The sequence below is a fragment of the Falsihalocynthiibacter sp. S25ZX9 genome (assembly GCF_041205405.1).
Classification (GTDB): domain Bacteria; phylum Pseudomonadota; class Alphaproteobacteria; order Rhodobacterales; family Rhodobacteraceae; genus Falsihalocynthiibacter; species Falsihalocynthiibacter arcticus.
The window spans coordinates 31,089-47,976 of record NZ_JBGFCD010000022.1; the positions used below are offsets into that span (position 1 = coordinate 31,089).

Below are 16,888 nucleotides of genomic sequence, written 5' to 3' on the forward strand. Positions count from 1 at the left end.
ATATCTTTTTCGAATCACTTTTTGTGAGTGACCGGTTTTTGGCAAAAATGGAGCCTATTGTTTGTTAATGTACTGAAAATACATGGTTATATTTTGTCATACATTATACTTGATTTTGTCGGACATTATATCGTAGCGTTACTTCAGAGAGTTCATGGGGGACACGGTTTTGCCAGATCAAACGCAACAATCAAAACGAGATCGGGCTCAACAAGTCGCCCAAGCGCTCGATTTATTGGAAGCGGGCAACAGTAAGCGTGACGTGCTGGATGCGCTGTCCTTAATGATTGAACGCGCGGGTTTGGGGATTGGGGATAGCTTGCCACCCGAGGTTCAGATCGCCCAGAAACTGGGAGTTGGGCGTGCCAAAGTGCGCGAGGCTTTGACTGCGTGGCAAAACATGGGGATCGTGACGCGCAACAAAAAGGCCGGCACACGGTTGGCCGCCGAAGTTTGGTCGAATTCCATCCATATGCCCGTGACGCTCAAGCTCGAAGCCGAGAGCCTTTTGCGGACCCATTCTGTGCGCCGACCACTTGAGATCGAGACATCGCGCTTGGCCGCACGCTATGCGAATGACGAGCAGAAGCGCGAAATTTATCGACGCGTTTTGGAACTGATGCGCATTTATGACGCTGGCGGCGATTGGCGCGCGGCAGATTACGAATTTCACCGCGCTTTACACGAAGCCTCGGGAAATCCGCTTTTCGGACAACTCATTCGGCAAATTCAGCAAGGCTTTAACGAAATTTACGAAACACCCTTTGGCCAACCACATTTGGGCCAAGATTCAATTCCCCTGCATTTGGGGCTCGCAGATGCGGTCATTGCCAATGACGAAAATGCCGCTGCGAGAATTACGGATGAGATTATGAACTTAGTAGAACAGAATGTCCGCGAGATTATGGAGACCTATAATGGTTGAAAGCGATAATATATCCACCTTGCTTGCCGCCGTTCTTGACGATGTACACGGCTCTATTGTGCCGCCAATCGTGCAAACGTCGCTGTTTGCGTTTGATAATTATCAGGCGTTTGAGGACCGGATGGCGGGGCGCACAAATACGGCGATCTATACCCGTGTGCAAAACCCGACCGTAGCGGCGTTTGAAGGATTGATGGCAAAAGCCGAGAAGGGCGAGGCCGCCGTTGGGTTTGCCTCCGGCATCGCGGCGATTACATCGACCTTGCTGGCGTTCCTAAAACCCGGTGATCGGGTGGCCTGTGTTGAGCATGTTTATCCGGACACGTTCAAGTTTATGGAGCAGATGTTGCGTCCCTTTGGGATTGAAACAACCTATCATACCGCCAGTGCATTTGAGGATGATCCTGACCTTCTAAAAGGGGTCAAGATTGCCTATCTCGAAAGCCCAAGTTCGGTTATTTTCGTGCCCGTTGACCTTGCGAAAGTGGCGGGACATGCCGCGCGGCACGGTACGCTGACGATGATCGACAACTCGTGGGCGACGCCCGTTTTCCAAAACCCGCTGACCTTGGGCATTGATATTGTGCTCCATTCAGCGTCGAAATACATCTCGGGGCACTCGGATACTGTGGCCGGTGTTGTGGTGTCTTCTCATGCGCTTGTCGGGAAAATCCGTGATCTGACGCTGCCGCTTCTGGGGGCGAAACTTGCGCCGTTTGAGGCCTTCTTGCTGGTGCGTGGAATGCGCACCCTCAACGCGCGTATGATGCAGCATCAATCAACGGCGAACCTGTTTATTGATCGCCTTGCGTCGCTGCCGCAGGTGCGCAAAATCAACAGCCCCGGCGCGAACCACGTGCCCGGATTGACGGGACGCAGCGGCTTGATGTCGATTGAATTCGACGACTCCGTGGACATTCCGAAATTCTCGGATGCGCTGCAACATTTCCGCCTTGGCGTGAGTTGGGGCGGGTTTGAGAGCCTTATTCTACCAGCGAAAGTGGGCCTAGCCCAAGCTGGTGAACAAAATTCAATGCAAAAATTTGGTGTTTCTCCTCAGCTGGTCAGACTCAGCCTTGGGTTGGAGGATCCAGAAGATCTTTGGGCGGACTTTAGTGCCGCCCTGAGCCAAAGCGCGGCCTAATCAGGCATAAAAAGACGCTCGTATTAACGTTCAACAAGGATGGAGACTATGACAAAAAATCTACTTACCGCATTAAGCGCTGCTGCCATGCTGATGGCTTCAAGTGCATATGCCGACACCACGCTTAAGCTGGTTGAAGTGATCACCAGCCCAGAGCGCACCGAAGTTTTGCAGGGCATGGTCGATGCTTACGAGGCCGCAAACCCCGGTGTGACTGTCGAAATTACCAGCCTCCCATGGGGTCAGGCGTTTGAAAAACTCGCGACGATGGTTGCGGGCGGCGACATCCCTGACGTGGTCGAAATGCCCGATACGTGGCAAGCGCTTTATGCGGGGTCGGGTCAGTTGGCCAGCCTTGCGGGCTATGTTGACGGCTGGGAAAACGGCAGCACCCTCACCGAAAAAACGTTGGCGATGGGCAGTCAGGCGGGCGATCTTTATATGATCCCTTACGGCTTCTATTTGCGGGCGATGTTCTACAACAAAAAACTTCTTGCCGAAGCGGGTGTAGACACCCCTCCAGCAACGATGGAAGAGTTCATGGCGGCCTCCGCGGCGGTGTCGGAACTTGAGGGTAAATCTGGGTATTGTCTGCGTGGCGGTCCAGGTGGCACCAACGGTTGGATCATGTTCGCGGCCACAATGAACGGCACGAATGAGTTCTTTACCGAGGATGGCCAGAGCCGCATCAACGAGCCAAAATCCGTTGAGGGCATTCAGTTCATGATCGATATGTATCAGAAGGGATATGCGCCCAAAGACAGTGTTAACTGGGGCTTTAACGAGATTGTCGCGGGCTTCTATTCCGGAACCTGCGCCTTCCTTGACCAAGACCCAGACGCGCTGATTGCGATTTCCGAACGGATGCCCGCCGAAGATTTTGCGGTTATTCCGATGCCCGTTGGGCCTTCTGGCAAAGCCTTCCCAACAATCGGTTTCGCCGGTTGGTCGATCTTTGACTCCTCCGAGCACAAGGACGATGCGTGGAATTTGGTGGCTGCCCTGTCAAACCCAGATGCGAACGCGACTTGGGCCAAACGTGTAGGCGTTATTCCAATTCACACAGGCGCCGATCAGGACCCTTATTTCCAATCGGAACAGTTTGCGGGATGGTTTGCCGAGTTGAATGGCGAACAATATGAGCCTACCGTTATGCCAACCTATCTTGAGCAATGGGGCTATTTCGGCAGCACCATTTTGCTGGAAACCAGCCAAGAGGCGCTTTTGGGTCAGCGGACCGCACAAGAAGTTGCGGATGAATGGGCCGAATTGCTCACTGCTGAATATGCAAAATGGAAAGCTGCGCAGTGATTTCGCGCAAACATACAACAGCTTCGCCCGGGGGAACCCGGGCTAGGCGCTCGCTTTATTGGCAATATATGGTGGAGCCTTTCCTCTATTTATCGCCCGCTATTTTCCTGATTGGAGCGGTGATTATGATCCCGTTGATCATCGGGATTTCCTATTCCTTTCAGTCGATTAACCTGCTTAAGCCCTTTGACTCGGGTTGGGTTGGTTTTGAAAATTATCAGGCGCTTTGGTCTGATGCTAAATTCTGGCTCGCCTTGAAAAATACCTTCTGGTGGACCTTCTATTCGATCAGCTTTCAGTTCATGCTCGGCCTTGGTCTGGCGATGTTGTTGAACACGCAATTCTTTGGCAAGAAGCTGTTTCAGGCGCTCGTGTTCCTGCCTTGGGCGGTGCCGACTTTCCTCTCGGCGCTAACGTGGGCGTGGTTGTTTAACCCTGTGATCGGGCCTTTGCCGCATTGGATGGCCAGCCTCGGAATCCTGTCGGAACCCTATAATATTATGGGCGATCCGGATTTGGCGCTTTGGGGACCGATCGTTGCCAACATCTGGTTTGGCGTGCCGTTTTTCGCGATTACCTTACTTGCCGCGTTACAATCCATCCCGGGGGAGCTTTTTGAAGCTGCCGAGATTGATGGCGCATCTGCGTGGCAAACCTTCTCCAAAATTACCCTGCCGTTTTTGGCCCCGATGATTGCCATCACCATTTTGCTGCGCACCATCTGGATCGCCAATTTCGCCGACCTTATCTATGTGATGACCGGTGGCGGCCCCGCGAATTCGACGCAAATCGCCAGCTCCTATATTTTCACCACCGCCTTTCGCAAACTTGATTTCGGATATGCTTCGGCCATCGCCGTCGCCCTTCTGGGCATCCTGTTGGTCTATGCGGTGGTCCTGCTTTGGCTTCGCAAGAAGCTGGTCAAGGTCTGAGGTTTATTATGTCAATCACACGCAAACGCCCCGTCCTGACCGTTGGAAAATACGCCGCCCTTTTGGCTTATCTCAGCTTCGCTCTTTTTCCGCTATACTGGCTGTTTAAAATCGCCATTACGCCGGATAAGTTGATCTATACCGAGGGCACAAAACTCTGGCCGTCGAGCTATACGTTCGAAAATTTCGGCACGGTGATTTTTCAAACCGATTTTCTTCAGTATTTCGGAAACTCTCTCTATGTGTCTCTGGGAACGGCGGCGCTGACAACGTTTTTTGCGGCTGGGGCGGGCTATGCGTTTTCGCGGTTCGATTTCGCGGGGAAAAAGCTGATCGTGGCGATTATGCTCATCACCCAGATGTTTCCGCTGTTGATGATTATCGCGCCGATATACAAGATCGTGGCCTCGCTGGGGATGCTCAATTCGCTGACCTCACTGATAGTGGTTTATACCGCGTTCAACATCCCCTTCGCGACTTTCCTGATGCAGTCCTTCTTTGATGGTATTCCCAAGGACCTAGAGGAAGCCGCGATGATGGACGGCTGTACGCGTTTCCAAGCCCTGCGCCAAGTTATCTTCCCACTGACGCTGCCCGGATTGGGGGCGACACTTGGGTTTGTCTTTACGGCGGCATGGTCGGAACTGCTGTTCGCACTCATGCTCATTTCCAAAAACGAGGCCATGACCTTCCCAGTTGGGCTGCTCACGTTTGTCTCGAAATTTTCGGTGGATTGGGGGCAGATGATGGCTGCTGGCGTGTTGGCGCTGATCCCGAGCTGTCTCTTCTTCATCTTCATTCAACGCTACCTCGTTCAGGGCCTCACGTCCGGCGCGGTCAAAGGATAAGGGGCCAATTATATGGCACGTATCGAACTCAAAGATGTGGTGAAACGCTATGGCTCCGTTGAGGTGCTGCGCGATATTAACCTTGATATTCAGGACGGTGAATTCGTGGTTCTGGTGGGGCCTTCGGGTTGTGGAAAATCGACATTATTGCGGATGATCGCTGGGTTAGAGCCTATTACTTCAGGCGAATTCCGGATTGACGGCGAAATCATGAATGACGTTCGGCCGCGCGATCGTGACATCGCGATGGTGTTTCAATCCTATGCGCTCTATCCGCATATGAGTGTGGCGCGCAATATGGGCTTCTCGATGGAAATTCGTAAAGACCCCGCAACCGAGCGCGTTTCGCGGGTAAAGCAAGCGGCGAAAACGCTCGGTCTAACGGCCTTAACCGAGCGTTTGCCCAAGGCGCTTTCAGGCGGCCAGCGCCAACGTGTTGCGATGGGTCGCGCCATTATCCGCGACCCGCGCGCCTTTTTGTTTGACGAACCGCTCTCGAATCTTGATGCGGCCCTGCGGGTTGAAATGCGGCTGGAAATCGCGCGACTTCACCAGAAACTCGGCGCAACGATGGTTTATGTGACCCATGATCAGGTCGAGGCGTTGACGTTGGCGGACCGGATCGTGGTCTTGGACGGGGGCGACATCCAACAAGTGGGCTCGCCGCTTGATCTATATGAACGGCCAGCCAATAAGTTCGTGGCCCAATTTATCGGTTCGCCCACAATGAATGTGGTGCCTGTTAAGGGGCAATCCGGTGGGGTGACCACGGCAGATGGTTTGACGATTCCATTACCACATTTGCCAGACACGCTGGCCGCCGTTGAGATGGGTATTCGTCCCGAACATATCGACGTTGTAGACCCTAACGCAGGGCATTTGGTCGGAATCGCGGATGTGGTCGAGCATTTGGGATCGGACACTAATATCTATGTCAACGTTGAGGGGCTTGGTCCGCTGATGGTGCGCAAACACGGAAATATTCCCGCCAAATCTGGTGATCGGCTTGGCCTGCGCATTCAATCCGAAAATGCCCATATTTTCGCAGCGGGTGGCACGGCTTTGCGGCGGGTTACATCCGCGACAGCTTAAACCGGCAGTAATGTGCGCGGCGTTGTCGCAACCAAGGAGAGTTGTCCGAGTTTTTGCAATAATCATCGAAATGAACTCGTTGGATGACATTAGAAAAACGATTAAGGGATTCAGACTAAGTCTCGTGCCTGCCGTCAATTTGTGGGATGCGGTGATCTTTCGCGCAACTTGTCATCACCAAAGCTGCCATCAAATAGACGTTTTTCAGCGTGAAACAATTCGGTTATGAAGGTTCGGAACACCGTCAATCGGGCTGTGTGGCGCAAATCACGCCGAAAGAGGAACCAAAGTTCACTATCGTAATACGATTGCATCGGGGCGACGCGGGTCAGTTCCGGATCAGTATCCCCGATCCTACAGGGCAGTTCGGCAATGCCCAGACCGCTGCGTGCCGAGACGTGCAATGCGGTCTGGGACGAGATTTCGACCGCCTGACGCGCGGTAGAATAGTGATTGTGCTAGGCGACGCGAAACCGTCGAGTGGTTCACTCCAAGTGTACGCGCTGCGCCTGCAATATTTCTGGCCCGTGCGATTGCCAAAAAGACGCGGTAGTCATTCCAATCCATCAACTCTCGCTTCCTCCGACTCCTATTTTTGCACGGTAGATTTGCATAGATTGCCAATTTTTGCACGGCCTTTGATCATGTATGCAGGAAAAAAATGGAGGAAGTAAAATGACCAACACAACTGAACTCAAGAACCACCTGCAAGAACAAGTTGTCAGGATGTATGACTGCCTAGATGCCGAAGATGTCGGCGGATACATGGCTTTCTTTACCGAGGACGCTTCGTTCGAAAGCCTGTTTGGTGCCATGCAGGGACGTGAGACGATCCGCGACTTCATGACCAACCATGTTGCGTCTGGGATGGAACATGGAGTGCGTCATTTTTTGAGTAACTTCTATCTTGATGTGGATGGCACCACCGGGAAGCTTAGTTTTTATGTCGCCAAGATGCAGGTGAAAGTCGGGCCAAGTTTGATCGGTTCCGCCGCAGCAGAGTGCCATTTCGATATGTCTCAGGGCGACACGCCTTTGAACAAGATCATCTTACACATTGATGAGGCATCCCTGACCACACCCGATGAATTGTGATGGGCATTGAAGCAAAACGGAGCCGGATCCGTCGCGCCGTGTTATTGGAGGTACCCCTGTGGGTAGTTTGAAAAGCAGTCATTTGTTCGAACAGACAGAATTCACACTTTGCCCGCCGAACCGCCAGAAAGTTTCAATTTTGATACCAAAGAGCAATTCAAACGGCGGTTTACCCCCTCTGAACAAGTGGTAACTTTCTACGTTTTGAAGCCATTGTTTTTCCAGCGACATCGCGCCCAACTAGACGCCCAAAAACGGCGGCCCTGCGCCTGTTAAATGCCGGTTTGCTGATTTAGGGATCATTCGAAAATAAATTAGGTTTTAGTCAGATAGGCGAACTAGAGCCTTAATTAAATAACGGAGACTTAATATTAAAACTGTCCTCACAACGACCGCCGCCATTCTTGCTTTTACTGTCCCTACTTGGGCTGCCAGCGTGTCCGAACTGGATACCAATGGGGATGGCATGGTGACAATTGATGAGCTGAAAGTCGTCAATCCTGAAATCGCCGATGAAACCTTCGCCGCTCTGTATCCGTTCAGGCCTTTGGCGAAGGTGGTGGTTGATCTTACTCCTTTACGGTCCTCAAAAAACAAGCGTTTGACGATCCAACCACCATCACAGCTCAGCATTCTAAAGTGCTGAGCTGTGGCTCTTGTTTCGCACAAAAGCTGGGATATTCATAAGACAAGCGTTTGTTGAACGCCCCATCTGTCCGCAAACCACTCACCTCCGACAGCGGTATAGAAGCACTGGGTTTTTGACCGTCTGTACTCCTTGGCATGACCAAGGCTTATCCGTTGGCGGGCGTTAGTTATCTTAGCTGTGATTTTGGTATGCTCAGATAATTGCCTAGACTGAAGTTTTTGGGTGGCAGCAACAGTCACTCGGAAGCCCCTGTAAGGAATTCTTCAGCTTTGCTGGAAGCCAAATCCAAAAAATGCGGCCCTTGAAGGGATCACTTTAATCCGCTCTCATGATCTCAATATCTGCTGCCGCGCCTCTTTCTGAGCCGCGGCAGAGGTTGTCTGCAAGGCCGCTTGATGTCGCGTCGATCTGCACGACAACCGGAGCTCTAATCAACCCACGTATCGCTATCCTTCAGAAACCTATCGTAACGTTCGGCAGTGTCTTGAACGTCGTCCATTACTTTCGCGCGTTCTTGATCGAGACAGCGCAGGTAGCGTTGCGCGTCGCTGAAATAATGCTCAAACTCTTGTCGGAATTCTTCTTGGTATTCCCGGCCCACGTCAGCGTTTGTGCGAGGGGGAGCAGCAGGTGGATCACAGAAGGCTTGCGCTGCAGACGAGAGGGCGAGAAAGGGCAACAGGAGGGCCAAAATAAAACGCGTCATTCTTCTAAGGCCCCGTCGTGGCTTCGGACATTCTCTGTTGAGTTCTATTTTGGACGTATCATCCAAAGCGGCGGTCTTCGATTTTGAGAACCGTCCAGCGCTGCAGGATCAATCGCTGAAAAGTGCCAACTGACAACAGCCAGTTCGTTGCCGTGAACGAAGTATTCAGAGTCAGTAGCCTGATGAAGAGCACTAACAACCCTACACCCCTATTTCGGAACGTGACAACGCCCTACGTTCGCGCAAGAATGTGAATAACCCTGTGCCAATGACGATAGCAGCTCCGAGTAAGGTCAGTGCGTCGGGGCGCTCGTTGAAAACCAACACGCCGATAACAAGTGAAAACAACAGGCGTGTGTAGCGAAACGGGGTGACGGTCGAGGCGTCGCCTACGCGCATGGCCGCTACAATGCCGTAGTAGCCGGCACCGCCAAAAAAAACACCGCCGACAAAATAGGCGGCTTCTAGCTCTGAAACGGCAACCAGCGTATCCGAGCTCAAAAACAGCAGTATTGTGCCCGCAACAATCAGCGATGCGAAGGCTTGGAATGAGATTACTGTTGAAGCGACATTCTCAGGAATTCTGCGGGTGATCAGATCACGCGCTGCAACGCCAACAACTGAGATGAGTACTAAAAGCACGGCAGGGTCAAAGCCGCTGAGGCCTGGCCTGATGATGATTAAAACTCCGATAAAACCGACCGTAATCGCAGTCCAACGCCGCCAACCTACCTGTTCCCCCAAAAATAACGCGGCGCCCATTGTGATGACCAAAGGCGTCACTTGAAACACGGCGGCAACTGTGGAAATGGGGACCAAGGATAGGGATGTTACAAAAGCAACGGCTGCGATGGCGTCGGCCGATGCGCGCGCGATGGTTGCACGCGTCCAGACGTGTGCTGCGAATATGTTGTGCCCCTTGATGTATGCCATGAGCGCGAAACCGATGGAACTACAGGCGCCAAGCACGATCAAAATCTGACCTGTGGAGATTGTGCTGGAGAGTAGTTTTACAAACAAATCTTCCAGCGCGAATCCAGCCATAGCGGCGATCATCAGCAATATGCCGTTGAGGTTGTGCATACAGTCTTTCCAAAGAGATACTGTGCTTTGGGCACTATCGCCTTTGGCATGTTTAATTTTGGTTCATGTCAAACTTAGAATTGGACTGGGTGCAAGACCTATATTGGCCCTCGCGGGCTCAACCCAAGAAATCAACAAGCCTGTTTCCTCGCCGCGCTGCGGGCGGCACCGATGCCCGCAGCGCGGCGACCTGAGCGTAGGGTCCCCCAAGTACCGGCGCGAAGGGGGATCACCATCCAAAAAACTAGGGCCGCCTCGGCGCCCGGATGGGGCTTGAGAGGCGGAGGTTGACGTCCCTGTGGGCCGCCAATTCAGCCACAGGGCTGAACGCTGCGCGCTAAAATTGAGCATTCTACTTCTTAACGTACTTGGACCCTTTAGTTTTGACAGTGGGCCAAGCTCTGAAGTTGAATGCAGTTACAGGATATATGCAACGTAAACGCAACAATGTGTGAGGGTGGTTTTGGGGCGGTTGAAGAGCGCAGACAGAGACAAGATTGAAACCCGCCTAAGGGCGGGCGAGAGCGTTGCTCTTATCGCTAAGATTTTTGAGGTCAACCGAACAACAATTTGGCGCGTGAAGCGGCGTTTAGAGGAACAGAAGGAGGCGGCTTCGGCAGTCATTCCCATCGCTTTGAGGGCGTCTCGGGCAGAAGTTCACGCTCTGGAGGCGGCTATTGAGCGTTCTGGAAGTCCTACGAAGTCCGCATTTCTGCGCTCGATGCTGCGCAAGACGCTTGGGTTTTACGAGCCCGAGGAGGAAAGTGCACAGGCGTTGCGTGATGTTCACAGTGAATTATCCAAGGTCGGTGCTAATATTAATCAGATCGCAAAAGCCATGAACCGCGCGCAAAAGATCAACGGAAAGGCCAGTCCCTCCACGCAAGACCTCGCCAAAATTTATGCCTTGTCTGACGCGTTGATCCAGCTCTCGCAGTTTCACCGGACGCTCTTCAATCATACGCAGACCCGCAGCGCGCATGTTTTGACCCTGATTGAGAGCGACGATCATGGGGCATAGTTACTCCCCTGTAGATGCTGTCATGGGGCGGCTTTTTGACGATAAGCATAAGAAAAAATCCGGGGGACAAGAGCGCCCCAGGCGAGGGCATTCGAGTGCGCAGCGTTTGACGCGCACGGCCCAGGCGCAGCGCCCGAGTGCCGTGTTCAAACTCATTCGCAGCGGCGGTACGACCAGTCGTGCGGGGTTGAAGGGGCAGCTTGAAAATGTGTTCGACAAGGCGGACGATGTGCTCGATGCGCAGGGCCGCTATGAAGGGCAGGGCGGTCTTTCCAATGCCGATATGAATCGGGTAACGCGGCTTTGGGAAGGTGACATGTGGGGCACTGCCAAGACGGGGTATACGTCGCATTTGTTGCTGAGCTATCCCATTGGAACCGCTGTAGGCGATGTATTCGCAATCACCAAAGCTGTCTGCGAAGAGATGTTTCAATCTGGGGACGTTCATTACGATTACGTGGCGGGAATTCACACGGATCGGGATCACCCGCACGCGCACGTGATTGTGAATCGTCGTGGCGATGACGGTCGGTTAATGACCCTGCGCCGAGGAACGGACTTAAGCTACGAAACCTTCCGAGACAGTATGGTCATTCATGGCGAGCGGCGCGGTGTTTGTATGGAATCGGGTTCTCGGTTTGAGAAGGGTCTCACGGATCGCGCTCCGACCGCCCGTGAGGTTTACCAGGCCAAAGAGGAAGATCGCGGGCCGGAGTCCACGCCCCGTACGGGTGCTGCTTTGGCCTATGCCCTTAAAGAAGTTGACGAAGCCGCTGCCCTTTACAGCGCGGTTGCCGTTCTGGCCGCGAACGATGGTTTCTCGACTCTCACGAAACTCTGCACAATGGCTGCATCTCATCTTTCTAGCCATCAACCCTTGCAAGGGAATCTACCAATGGACGGCAGCGACCTTTCTGAAGCGGAAGCTTTTGACCAAAAACTGAAACAACTTGACGGGTATTTAACGCAGGCGCGCGCAGGAATTGACCAAGCCGCCCCGAGCGCGCGACCAGCGTTGCAGCGGGCCTATTCCGATATCATGACCGAGGCCACAAAACTCAATCCAAAGGCGATGGCGGCGCAATCCTTTCATCAGGATGCGGGCAAGGTTAGCCCCTACGGCGCAGACTTTATGATGGATAGGGATGTGCTGAGCACGCCGGATGTTCGCGCCAATATTATTGAGAGCCTAGAAGGGACAGGGATTGATCCCGTTGAGGTCATCGCTCGGATGGAAGTCACCGCGACCAATGAATATTTGGAGCAACGTTGGGCGTTGAGTGACATGGAGGCTATTGCCCGACAGCAAGGATTGGATATCTCCGACACGGGGGATTTCCGACAGGTGAACTTGGGTTTGAATGATGCTTATGAAAACATTCGCCTTGGGTTGATCGAGGCAGGTGTTGCGCACGATCGTCACGACGAAGTAGCTGATTTCGAGCAGAACACCCTTCACGAACCCGCCAGTAAATCAGAAGCCATTTTGAAAGACGCCGCCGAGAGGTTTCTCGCAAAAGACAAGATCAATGTTGAGGGCGAACGCAGAGCCATGGTTGATGCTTTGCGTGATCATCTGGGGCCGGATCAGGTGCGCCGCACCCTTGACGGAGGGGCCGACGATCTAGATGGCCTCACAGGCAATCACAATGCCAGTCAATATCTGCGTTTGGAATTGTTGAAAGACGAACGCCTTCAGGGTCGGGATATCGACCAAAAGATAATGGATGGCCTCTCAACCGATGTCGCCAAAACCCACGCCGCCAAAGGGCGCGAGCGCGACGGCTTGGAACACTGATATGGGTCGCGTTCTTTTAGGGTATGTCTTTTTCCTCTTTGTAGGTTCCTTGTTTGGTTATGTTTTGGCCGTGGCTTATATCAACTCGCAATTACAGCAGCCGGTTGGATTGTTCTATCCTCTCCTGAACGCTCAAAGCTTCGCGGGCGCCTTGCCAGAGGTTTTTGAAACAGCCGTCGTTATTCTGGGGGTTTGCGCGTTCGCGGGCTTGGCGGTTGGGGTGTATCTCGTGTCAGAACGTCTTACGATTTTTGGCACACCCCATTGGTTGACCCACCAAGAACTGCGGCAGGGAAAGTTCTTCAACAAACCTGGCCTCGGGTTTCTCGTTGCTAAAACGTCCAAGCCAAATCGAAAGGCAAAGTTCATTTCCTCAGAGAAGTTTCCGCACTGTCTGGTCATTGCCCCAACGGGGCGCGGGAAGGGGACCGGCTACGTTATCCCCAACCTTTTGACGACAAAAGGATCAGCGGTGGTCCTCGATGTTAAGGGGGAGAACTTTGAGAAAACTGCGCGTCACCGCAAAAGTATAGGCGACAAAATTATTCGGTTTGCTTCAACAGATTTTAAGGGGTCGTCTCACCGCTACAACCCGTTGCTTCGAATTTATGCATTGGAGAATGAATCCGAGCAAATGTTCGAATTGCAAAAACTTGCAACGCTGTTTTTGCAGAGCGACAATTCCGCGAATGAAGGTCTTTTCCGCGGCGGAATGGATGCCTTTGTTGCAGGCGTGTTGACGGCTTTTGAGCGCAACTTCACGACAGTATCTTCGGGCCTGGATCTCTCAATTGCCATCTATGGTCTTCCGCTTCCTAACAATAGGGACGAACCACTTCAAAGGGGGAGGCTCAGACCCATGGGAGCTGACGTCAGACAGCCAAAACTATGCGTGATGCTGAGATGATTGGGGCGTAGAGGGCATAGGCGAGCCGCCGGATTTAGCAGCCTTTCGGTGTTGACGAACGCGTTCAAGACCCATCTGCGCGAGCAGCTCGCACAAATCGACGTTTTTTGCGTTTCGAAATTCTGACCTTCGGCCTCAATTTAGCGTCCCGCTAGCGTTTAAAATGCAAGGCTCCTCAAACAGACTGTCTCGATTAACAACTGACCGCACGCTGATAAGAGTCGAAGTGGTTGCTTTAGATCCGGAGACCAACACAATCATTCATTGAATAGTCGGCGAACTATAACAAAATTCAGCGTATCTGGCGAGTTCATGCCCAATGCCAGTATCCCCGGTGAGTTCTGAAATCTTTGAGAAAAAGGGGCTGTACACAAAAGTGTATTTCCGAGCCGTGTCACAAAAATATGCGTCTAATAGCTCGGGATTACATAGGCCGCTAGACCTGCAAAACCCCACCTGCGTAAAGAAATTGTCGATCTTTAGTAATGGCTTACGAATTATCGTGTCCTTGGACGATCGAAAAACACTGACTTCGAGCAAGGCAGCATAGCTGCGAGAACTCATCTTTTTAGAGCGGAAAACACCCACCAGGTCTGGCTGTCCCACCCAAAAATCGGCCAAATCCTGGCGTGCGCCTAGCAGAGAACTATCGGCGTATTGTTGGATATAGGAAATCGATCGCTCTTTTTTGCTATTTGCACGTGAAGAGGTCGTATCATAAAAATACTGGCCGACCCCAAACAACGCAACAATTACCGTCAGAATAGTGACTGCAGTTTCAAATCTCTTTTTTTCTTTTTTTGGGCTTTCAGCAAGAAGTTCGTCTTTTACTAACGAAGCTGGACCATCGCTATTTTTCGACAAGGCGACATCCATTTGGGTAAAATGCAAGCAATTCGTTACTCGTTGGCACGGTCAGAGATTCAACGCAACCTAAGTCTCCTGAATTCAACGCCACGACATCATCCGGACCTTCTTCGTTCGAAACAGAAATGTCCGGCGCGCTATTTTGAACCATATCCATCAAGCTCATCTGGCCGCTGCTATCTTGGTTGCAATCATTCATTGAAACGAACACAGTTTCTCCCTCTGAAATACTGTAGTCATCGGCATGGGAAGCCAAGCAGGATAGCCCTTCTGCGGTTACCAAAAAGTAGGGATCGTCGCCCGCGTTTGTAGTCCCTGTGAGCATCAAAAATGTTGTCATGGAAAGAAGAGTAAAGGTAAAAATCTGTGTCACTTGTCGTTTCCCATGCCTAAAAATCAGCTCAATAAAGAGTAAAGACATGCATGTTCTTTCTGTCAATGCTTCTCTGGGAATTAAGGGTAGAACTGCCCTAGTGTGTCACCACAATCATTGGGTCAAGGAATATGCCAAGTCAAAATAGTTATTTAAGGTCAACTCCAAGCTCCGGATTAGTATGGACGGGTCGCGGTTAATACACTTCGTTGAGGTGGGCAAAATGTATTAGGCTTGATCGCAGGGAGTGTCTTTGGCAGGTTGAGATATGTGGTGTGTCACATGGTGGATCTCAATGGATCCCAATAATTGAGAGGACGACAACTTGAAGAGTTTTCTTTTGAGGCTTGGTCTCCTTGTCGGTCTGATTGGGCCTGTGCAAGCAGGGGAGTTTACCAAAGTATCATCGCAGCTTTGCGACGTAATTTTGACGGGCCAAATTGAAAAAGGCGATACCGAAGAGTTGAGGGAGCAGAGAAAGAACTGGGTGAGAGAAGATGAATTTGATACTGACGGGCTTAAGCTCTGCCTCGACAGCCCAGGGGGAAGCCTAAGTGAAGGGCTTAAAATGTTTGAGTTGATTTGGGACTGGAATGTGAAAACTCATATTCTACCTGGTGCTCGCTGTGAGTCTGCTTGTGCACTGGCTTTTTTAGGCGGCTCCTATGTTTTGGGCACAGGATTGACACGTGAGATACGACGAGAGATTTGGCCAAATGGACGGCTTGGGTTTCACGGCCCGCGTTTGATTTTCCCCGCGGAACAACAATTTCCGGGAGACCAGGTGAGCAACGCATTTAAAGTTGCATTAGAACTCGCCGCGCAGGTTTACGAGATCAACCGACTACAAGATCGAGAAAACGGAGCATTGACCGATCACTTGATGCATCAGTTTCTAAAAACGAGCCCTGATGATATGTATTATATTGAAACGGTTGGGGATGTTATCCTTTCTGAAGTTGGGCTGAATGGGGTCGATTACAACAACACTGTGACCAAAGATGCCATTAAGAATGTATGCAACAATGTTTACCTCAAAGGCAGGTTTCCACTTGTCCGTGGATATTCGGAGTCAATCCATAGAGACTTCACTTCAGCCATCGAGCTGAACAATCGTCTGTTAGAATACGAGGACGACGAGGATTACGAATTCACCGTCGAATTTTCGCAGGGAGATGGTATGATCCGCGGCTTTGCAGGCCCTTTTCCAATTACAGATAGGAGTTATCGGATGGGGTGTTTCGTTAGCATCCCAGAGAGCCTAGAGAATTTCGAGTACGAGGATTTTGATCCAAATGATGGTGGCGACATCATAGTACAAATCTCTGAATACTACGCTCTTCGGGAAACCGATGTTTATTCTTTTTCAACGTGGTTGGACGAAGGTGAAACGGTCGAGGTTCGCAATGTCGCCCCTTGGTATATGTTGGATTTTTCTACCTCACTTAGTGATTTACCTAAGTCGGAGGCTTACTTCCAAGCCATCCAATAGGATGCACTACATTCCGGCGAAAGCCCCTGTTTCATTGACTAATTGCAGCCGTAATTGTCGCTTTCTCCAAAAGTGATCTTTTTGACGAAGATACATTTTCGAGCCGCAAAGCATCTCCGATTGAATTGAGATGTTCAATAACCCCACGCGCAAGCACACGAAGAATAGCACGCTGTCACTAGTTGATTATGAAACCAGAGAGCGTAATTGAATGAGGCAGGCGTCTTGCTAACTAAGGTCACACCTCAAAACCCACTAAAAAGAGGTGCTCCTGACACCCACTCAGTGGCTGCCCTTAGCTTGTTTGAAATGCAACAAGATTTACGGGACATCTTCGAGTATGTCGCGAACTTTACGGAACCGGCCTAAGCGCGGAAATTGTGACCTGTTGCCTGTTTTACGCGATGCATCCCATCTGAGTTCTGTAAAACTCGATTCTGCCTCCCGAAACGAATTCTGCCAAAGTATGTGCCTCCGTCTTCTTGAGTTTTAGAGAGCTTAAAAACATTTGGGTGTCATTTGGCTGCAAGAGGGCTAATTAACATAACATTGATTATAGGACTTTCTCATGTAGCTGGGTGCGCGCTACCTCCAACTGCGACTCTTGTTAGAAAACAGTATGTTATCTGACAGGAGGAAGCGGTA

The 16,888-nt window shown here is 51.4% G+C and carries 17 protein-coding genes; 12 read left to right on the top strand and 5 right to left on the bottom strand.

Annotation, left to right across the window (positions count from 1 at the left end; translation table 11 throughout):
• Positions 1-154 precede the first annotated feature (154 nt).
• The 6 genes from AB9F29_RS19220 (at position 155) to AB9F29_RS19245 (ending at position 6,252) form a co-directional block, all read left to right on the top strand.
• Complete coding sequence (locus tag AB9F29_RS19220; protein ID WP_369756859.1) at positions 155-925, top strand: FadR/GntR family transcriptional regulator; 771 nt, start codon at positions 155-157, stop codon at positions 923-925.
• A complete protein-coding gene (locus tag AB9F29_RS19225) occupies positions 918-2,069 on the top strand; it encodes a PLP-dependent transferase (RefSeq protein WP_369756860.1) in 1,152 nt (383 codons plus the stop codon). The genes AB9F29_RS19220 and AB9F29_RS19225 overlap by 8 nt, the downstream gene beginning before the upstream one ends.
• A 48-nt stretch (positions 2,070-2,117) precedes the next feature.
• Positions 2,118-3,380 (top strand): sugar ABC transporter substrate-binding protein, encoded by a 1,263-nt coding sequence (locus AB9F29_RS19230; protein ID WP_335586170.1) that lies wholly within the window; start codon positions 2,118-2,120, stop codon positions 3,378-3,380.
• Positions 3,381-3,505: 125 nt separating this feature from the next.
• Positions 3,506-4,312, top strand: coding sequence for a carbohydrate ABC transporter permease (locus AB9F29_RS19235; RefSeq protein WP_369756861.1), 807 nt, complete (start codon positions 3,506-3,508; stop codon positions 4,310-4,312).
• A gap of 8 nt (positions 4,313-4,320) precedes the next feature.
• Entirely contained in the window at positions 4,321-5,160 is an 840-nt protein-coding gene (locus tag AB9F29_RS19240) for a carbohydrate ABC transporter permease (protein WP_335586168.1), read from the top strand.
• Positions 5,161-5,172: 12 nt separating this feature from the next.
• Positions 5,173-6,252 carry an ABC transporter ATP-binding protein gene (locus tag AB9F29_RS19245; RefSeq protein ID WP_369756862.1) on the top strand — a complete coding sequence of 360 codons (1,080 nt, stop codon included), beginning with the start codon at positions 5,173-5,175 and terminating at the stop codon, positions 6,250-6,252.
• A gap of 354 nt (positions 6,253-6,606) precedes the next feature.
• Here AB9F29_RS19245 and AB9F29_RS19250 read toward each other — a convergent pair whose 3' ends face one another.
• A complete protein-coding gene (locus tag AB9F29_RS19250) occupies positions 6,607-6,819 on the bottom strand; it encodes a LysR family transcriptional regulator (protein ID WP_369756864.1) in 213 nt (70 codons plus the stop codon).
• Positions 6,820-6,927: 108 nt separating this feature from the next.
• Here AB9F29_RS19250 and AB9F29_RS19255 point away from each other — a divergent pair, with 108 nt between their 5' ends.
• Both AB9F29_RS19255 and AB9F29_RS19260 read left to right on the top strand, forming a co-directional pair.
• A complete protein-coding gene (locus AB9F29_RS19255; protein WP_369756865.1) occupies positions 6,928-7,347 on the top strand; it encodes a nuclear transport factor 2 family protein in 420 nt (139 codons plus the stop codon).
• A 466-nt stretch (positions 7,348-7,813) separates the two neighbouring features.
• On the top strand, positions 7,814-7,993 hold the full coding sequence (locus AB9F29_RS19260) for a hypothetical protein (RefSeq protein ID WP_369756866.1): 180 nt from the start codon (positions 7,814-7,816) through the stop codon (positions 7,991-7,993).
• A gap of 430 nt (positions 7,994-8,423) precedes the next feature.
• Here the strand turns inward: AB9F29_RS19260 and AB9F29_RS19265 are convergent, their stop codons facing one another.
• Both AB9F29_RS19265 and AB9F29_RS19270 read right to left on the bottom strand, forming a co-directional pair.
• Entirely contained in the window at positions 8,424-8,702 is a 279-nt protein-coding gene (locus AB9F29_RS19265; protein ID WP_369756867.1) for a hypothetical protein, read from the bottom strand.
• Positions 8,703-8,903: 201 nt separating this feature from the next.
• Complete coding sequence (locus tag AB9F29_RS19270) at positions 8,904-9,785, bottom strand: DMT family transporter (RefSeq protein ID WP_369756868.1); 882 nt, start codon at positions 9,783-9,785, stop codon at positions 8,904-8,906.
• Between the two features lie 472 nt (positions 9,786-10,257).
• On the opposite strand from AB9F29_RS19270, the gene mobC reads away from it, so the two are divergent.
• The 3 genes from mobC to AB9F29_RS19285 all read left to right on the top strand — a co-directional run bounded on the left by mobC (position 10,258) and on the right by AB9F29_RS19285 (position 13,511).
• Positions 10,258-10,806, top strand: a complete 549-nt coding sequence (mobC, locus tag AB9F29_RS19275) for a plasmid mobilization relaxosome protein MobC (RefSeq protein WP_369756869.1) — start codon at positions 10,258-10,260, stop codon at positions 10,804-10,806.
• A gap of 106 nt (positions 10,807-10,912) precedes the next feature.
• Positions 10,913-12,604, top strand: coding sequence for a relaxase/mobilization nuclease domain-containing protein (locus AB9F29_RS19280; RefSeq protein WP_369756870.1), 1,692 nt, complete (start codon positions 10,913-10,915; stop codon positions 12,602-12,604).
• 268 nt (positions 12,605-12,872) lie between these two features.
• Positions 12,873-13,511 carry a type IV secretory system conjugative DNA transfer family protein gene (locus AB9F29_RS19285; protein ID WP_369756871.1) on the top strand — a complete coding sequence of 213 codons (639 nt, stop codon included), beginning with the start codon at positions 12,873-12,875 and terminating at the stop codon, positions 13,509-13,511.
• A gap of 261 nt (positions 13,512-13,772) precedes the next feature.
• Here AB9F29_RS19285 and AB9F29_RS19290 read toward each other — a convergent pair whose 3' ends face one another.
• Together AB9F29_RS19290 and AB9F29_RS19295 are read right to left on the bottom strand one after the other, a co-directional pair.
• Positions 13,773-14,375, bottom strand: coding sequence for a hypothetical protein (locus AB9F29_RS19290; RefSeq protein WP_369756872.1), 603 nt, complete (start codon positions 14,373-14,375; stop codon positions 13,773-13,775).
• Complete coding sequence (locus AB9F29_RS19295; RefSeq protein ID WP_335586209.1) at positions 14,362-14,799, bottom strand: hypothetical protein; 438 nt, start codon at positions 14,797-14,799, stop codon at positions 14,362-14,364. The genes AB9F29_RS19290 and AB9F29_RS19295 overlap by 14 nt, the downstream gene beginning before the upstream one ends.
• A 277-nt stretch (positions 14,800-15,076) precedes the next feature.
• On the opposite strand from AB9F29_RS19295, the gene AB9F29_RS19300 reads away from it, so the two are divergent.
• A complete protein-coding gene (locus AB9F29_RS19300; RefSeq protein ID WP_369756873.1) occupies positions 15,077-16,243 on the top strand; it encodes a hypothetical protein in 1,167 nt (388 codons plus the stop codon).
• The last annotated feature ends 645 nt before the right edge of the window (positions 16,244-16,888 follow it).

Excerpts from the sequence above, each read along its gene's own strand:
- AB9F29_RS19220 (WP_369756859.1), top strand. The coding sequence starts at position 155 with ATGGGGGACACGGTTTTGCCAGATCAAACGCAACAATCAAAACGAGAT.
- AB9F29_RS19255 (WP_369756865.1), top strand. The coding sequence starts at position 6,928 with ATGACCAACACAACTGAACTCAAGAACCACCTGCAAGAACAAGTTGTC.
- AB9F29_RS19265 (WP_369756867.1), bottom strand. The coding sequence starts at position 8,702 with ATGACGCGTTTTATTTTGGCCCTCCTGTTGCCCTTTCTCGCCCTCTCG.
- AB9F29_RS19250 (WP_369756864.1), bottom strand. The coding sequence starts at position 6,819 with ATGGATTGGAATGACTACCGCGTCTTTTTGGCAATCGCACGGGCCAGA.
- AB9F29_RS19245 (WP_369756862.1), top strand. The coding sequence starts at position 5,173 with ATGGCACGTATCGAACTCAAAGATGTGGTGAAACGCTATGGCTCCGTT.
- AB9F29_RS19225 (WP_369756860.1), top strand. The coding sequence starts at position 918 with ATGGTTGAAAGCGATAATATATCCACCTTGCTTGCCGCCGTTCTTGAC.
- AB9F29_RS19270 (WP_369756868.1), bottom strand. The coding sequence starts at position 9,785 with ATGCACAACCTCAACGGCATATTGCTGATGATCGCCGCTATGGCTGGA.
- AB9F29_RS19230 (WP_335586170.1), top strand. The coding sequence starts at position 2,118 with ATGACAAAAAATCTACTTACCGCATTAAGCGCTGCTGCCATGCTGATG.
- AB9F29_RS19260 (WP_369756866.1), top strand. The coding sequence starts at position 7,814 with ATGGTGACAATTGATGAGCTGAAAGTCGTCAATCCTGAAATCGCCGAT.
- AB9F29_RS19295 (WP_335586209.1), bottom strand. The coding sequence starts at position 14,799 with ATGTCTTTACTCTTTATTGAGCTGATTTTTAGGCATGGGAAACGACAA.
- AB9F29_RS19235 (WP_369756861.1), top strand. The coding sequence starts at position 3,506 with ATGATCCCGTTGATCATCGGGATTTCCTATTCCTTTCAGTCGATTAAC.
- AB9F29_RS19240 (WP_335586168.1), top strand. The coding sequence starts at position 4,321 with ATGTCAATCACACGCAAACGCCCCGTCCTGACCGTTGGAAAATACGCC.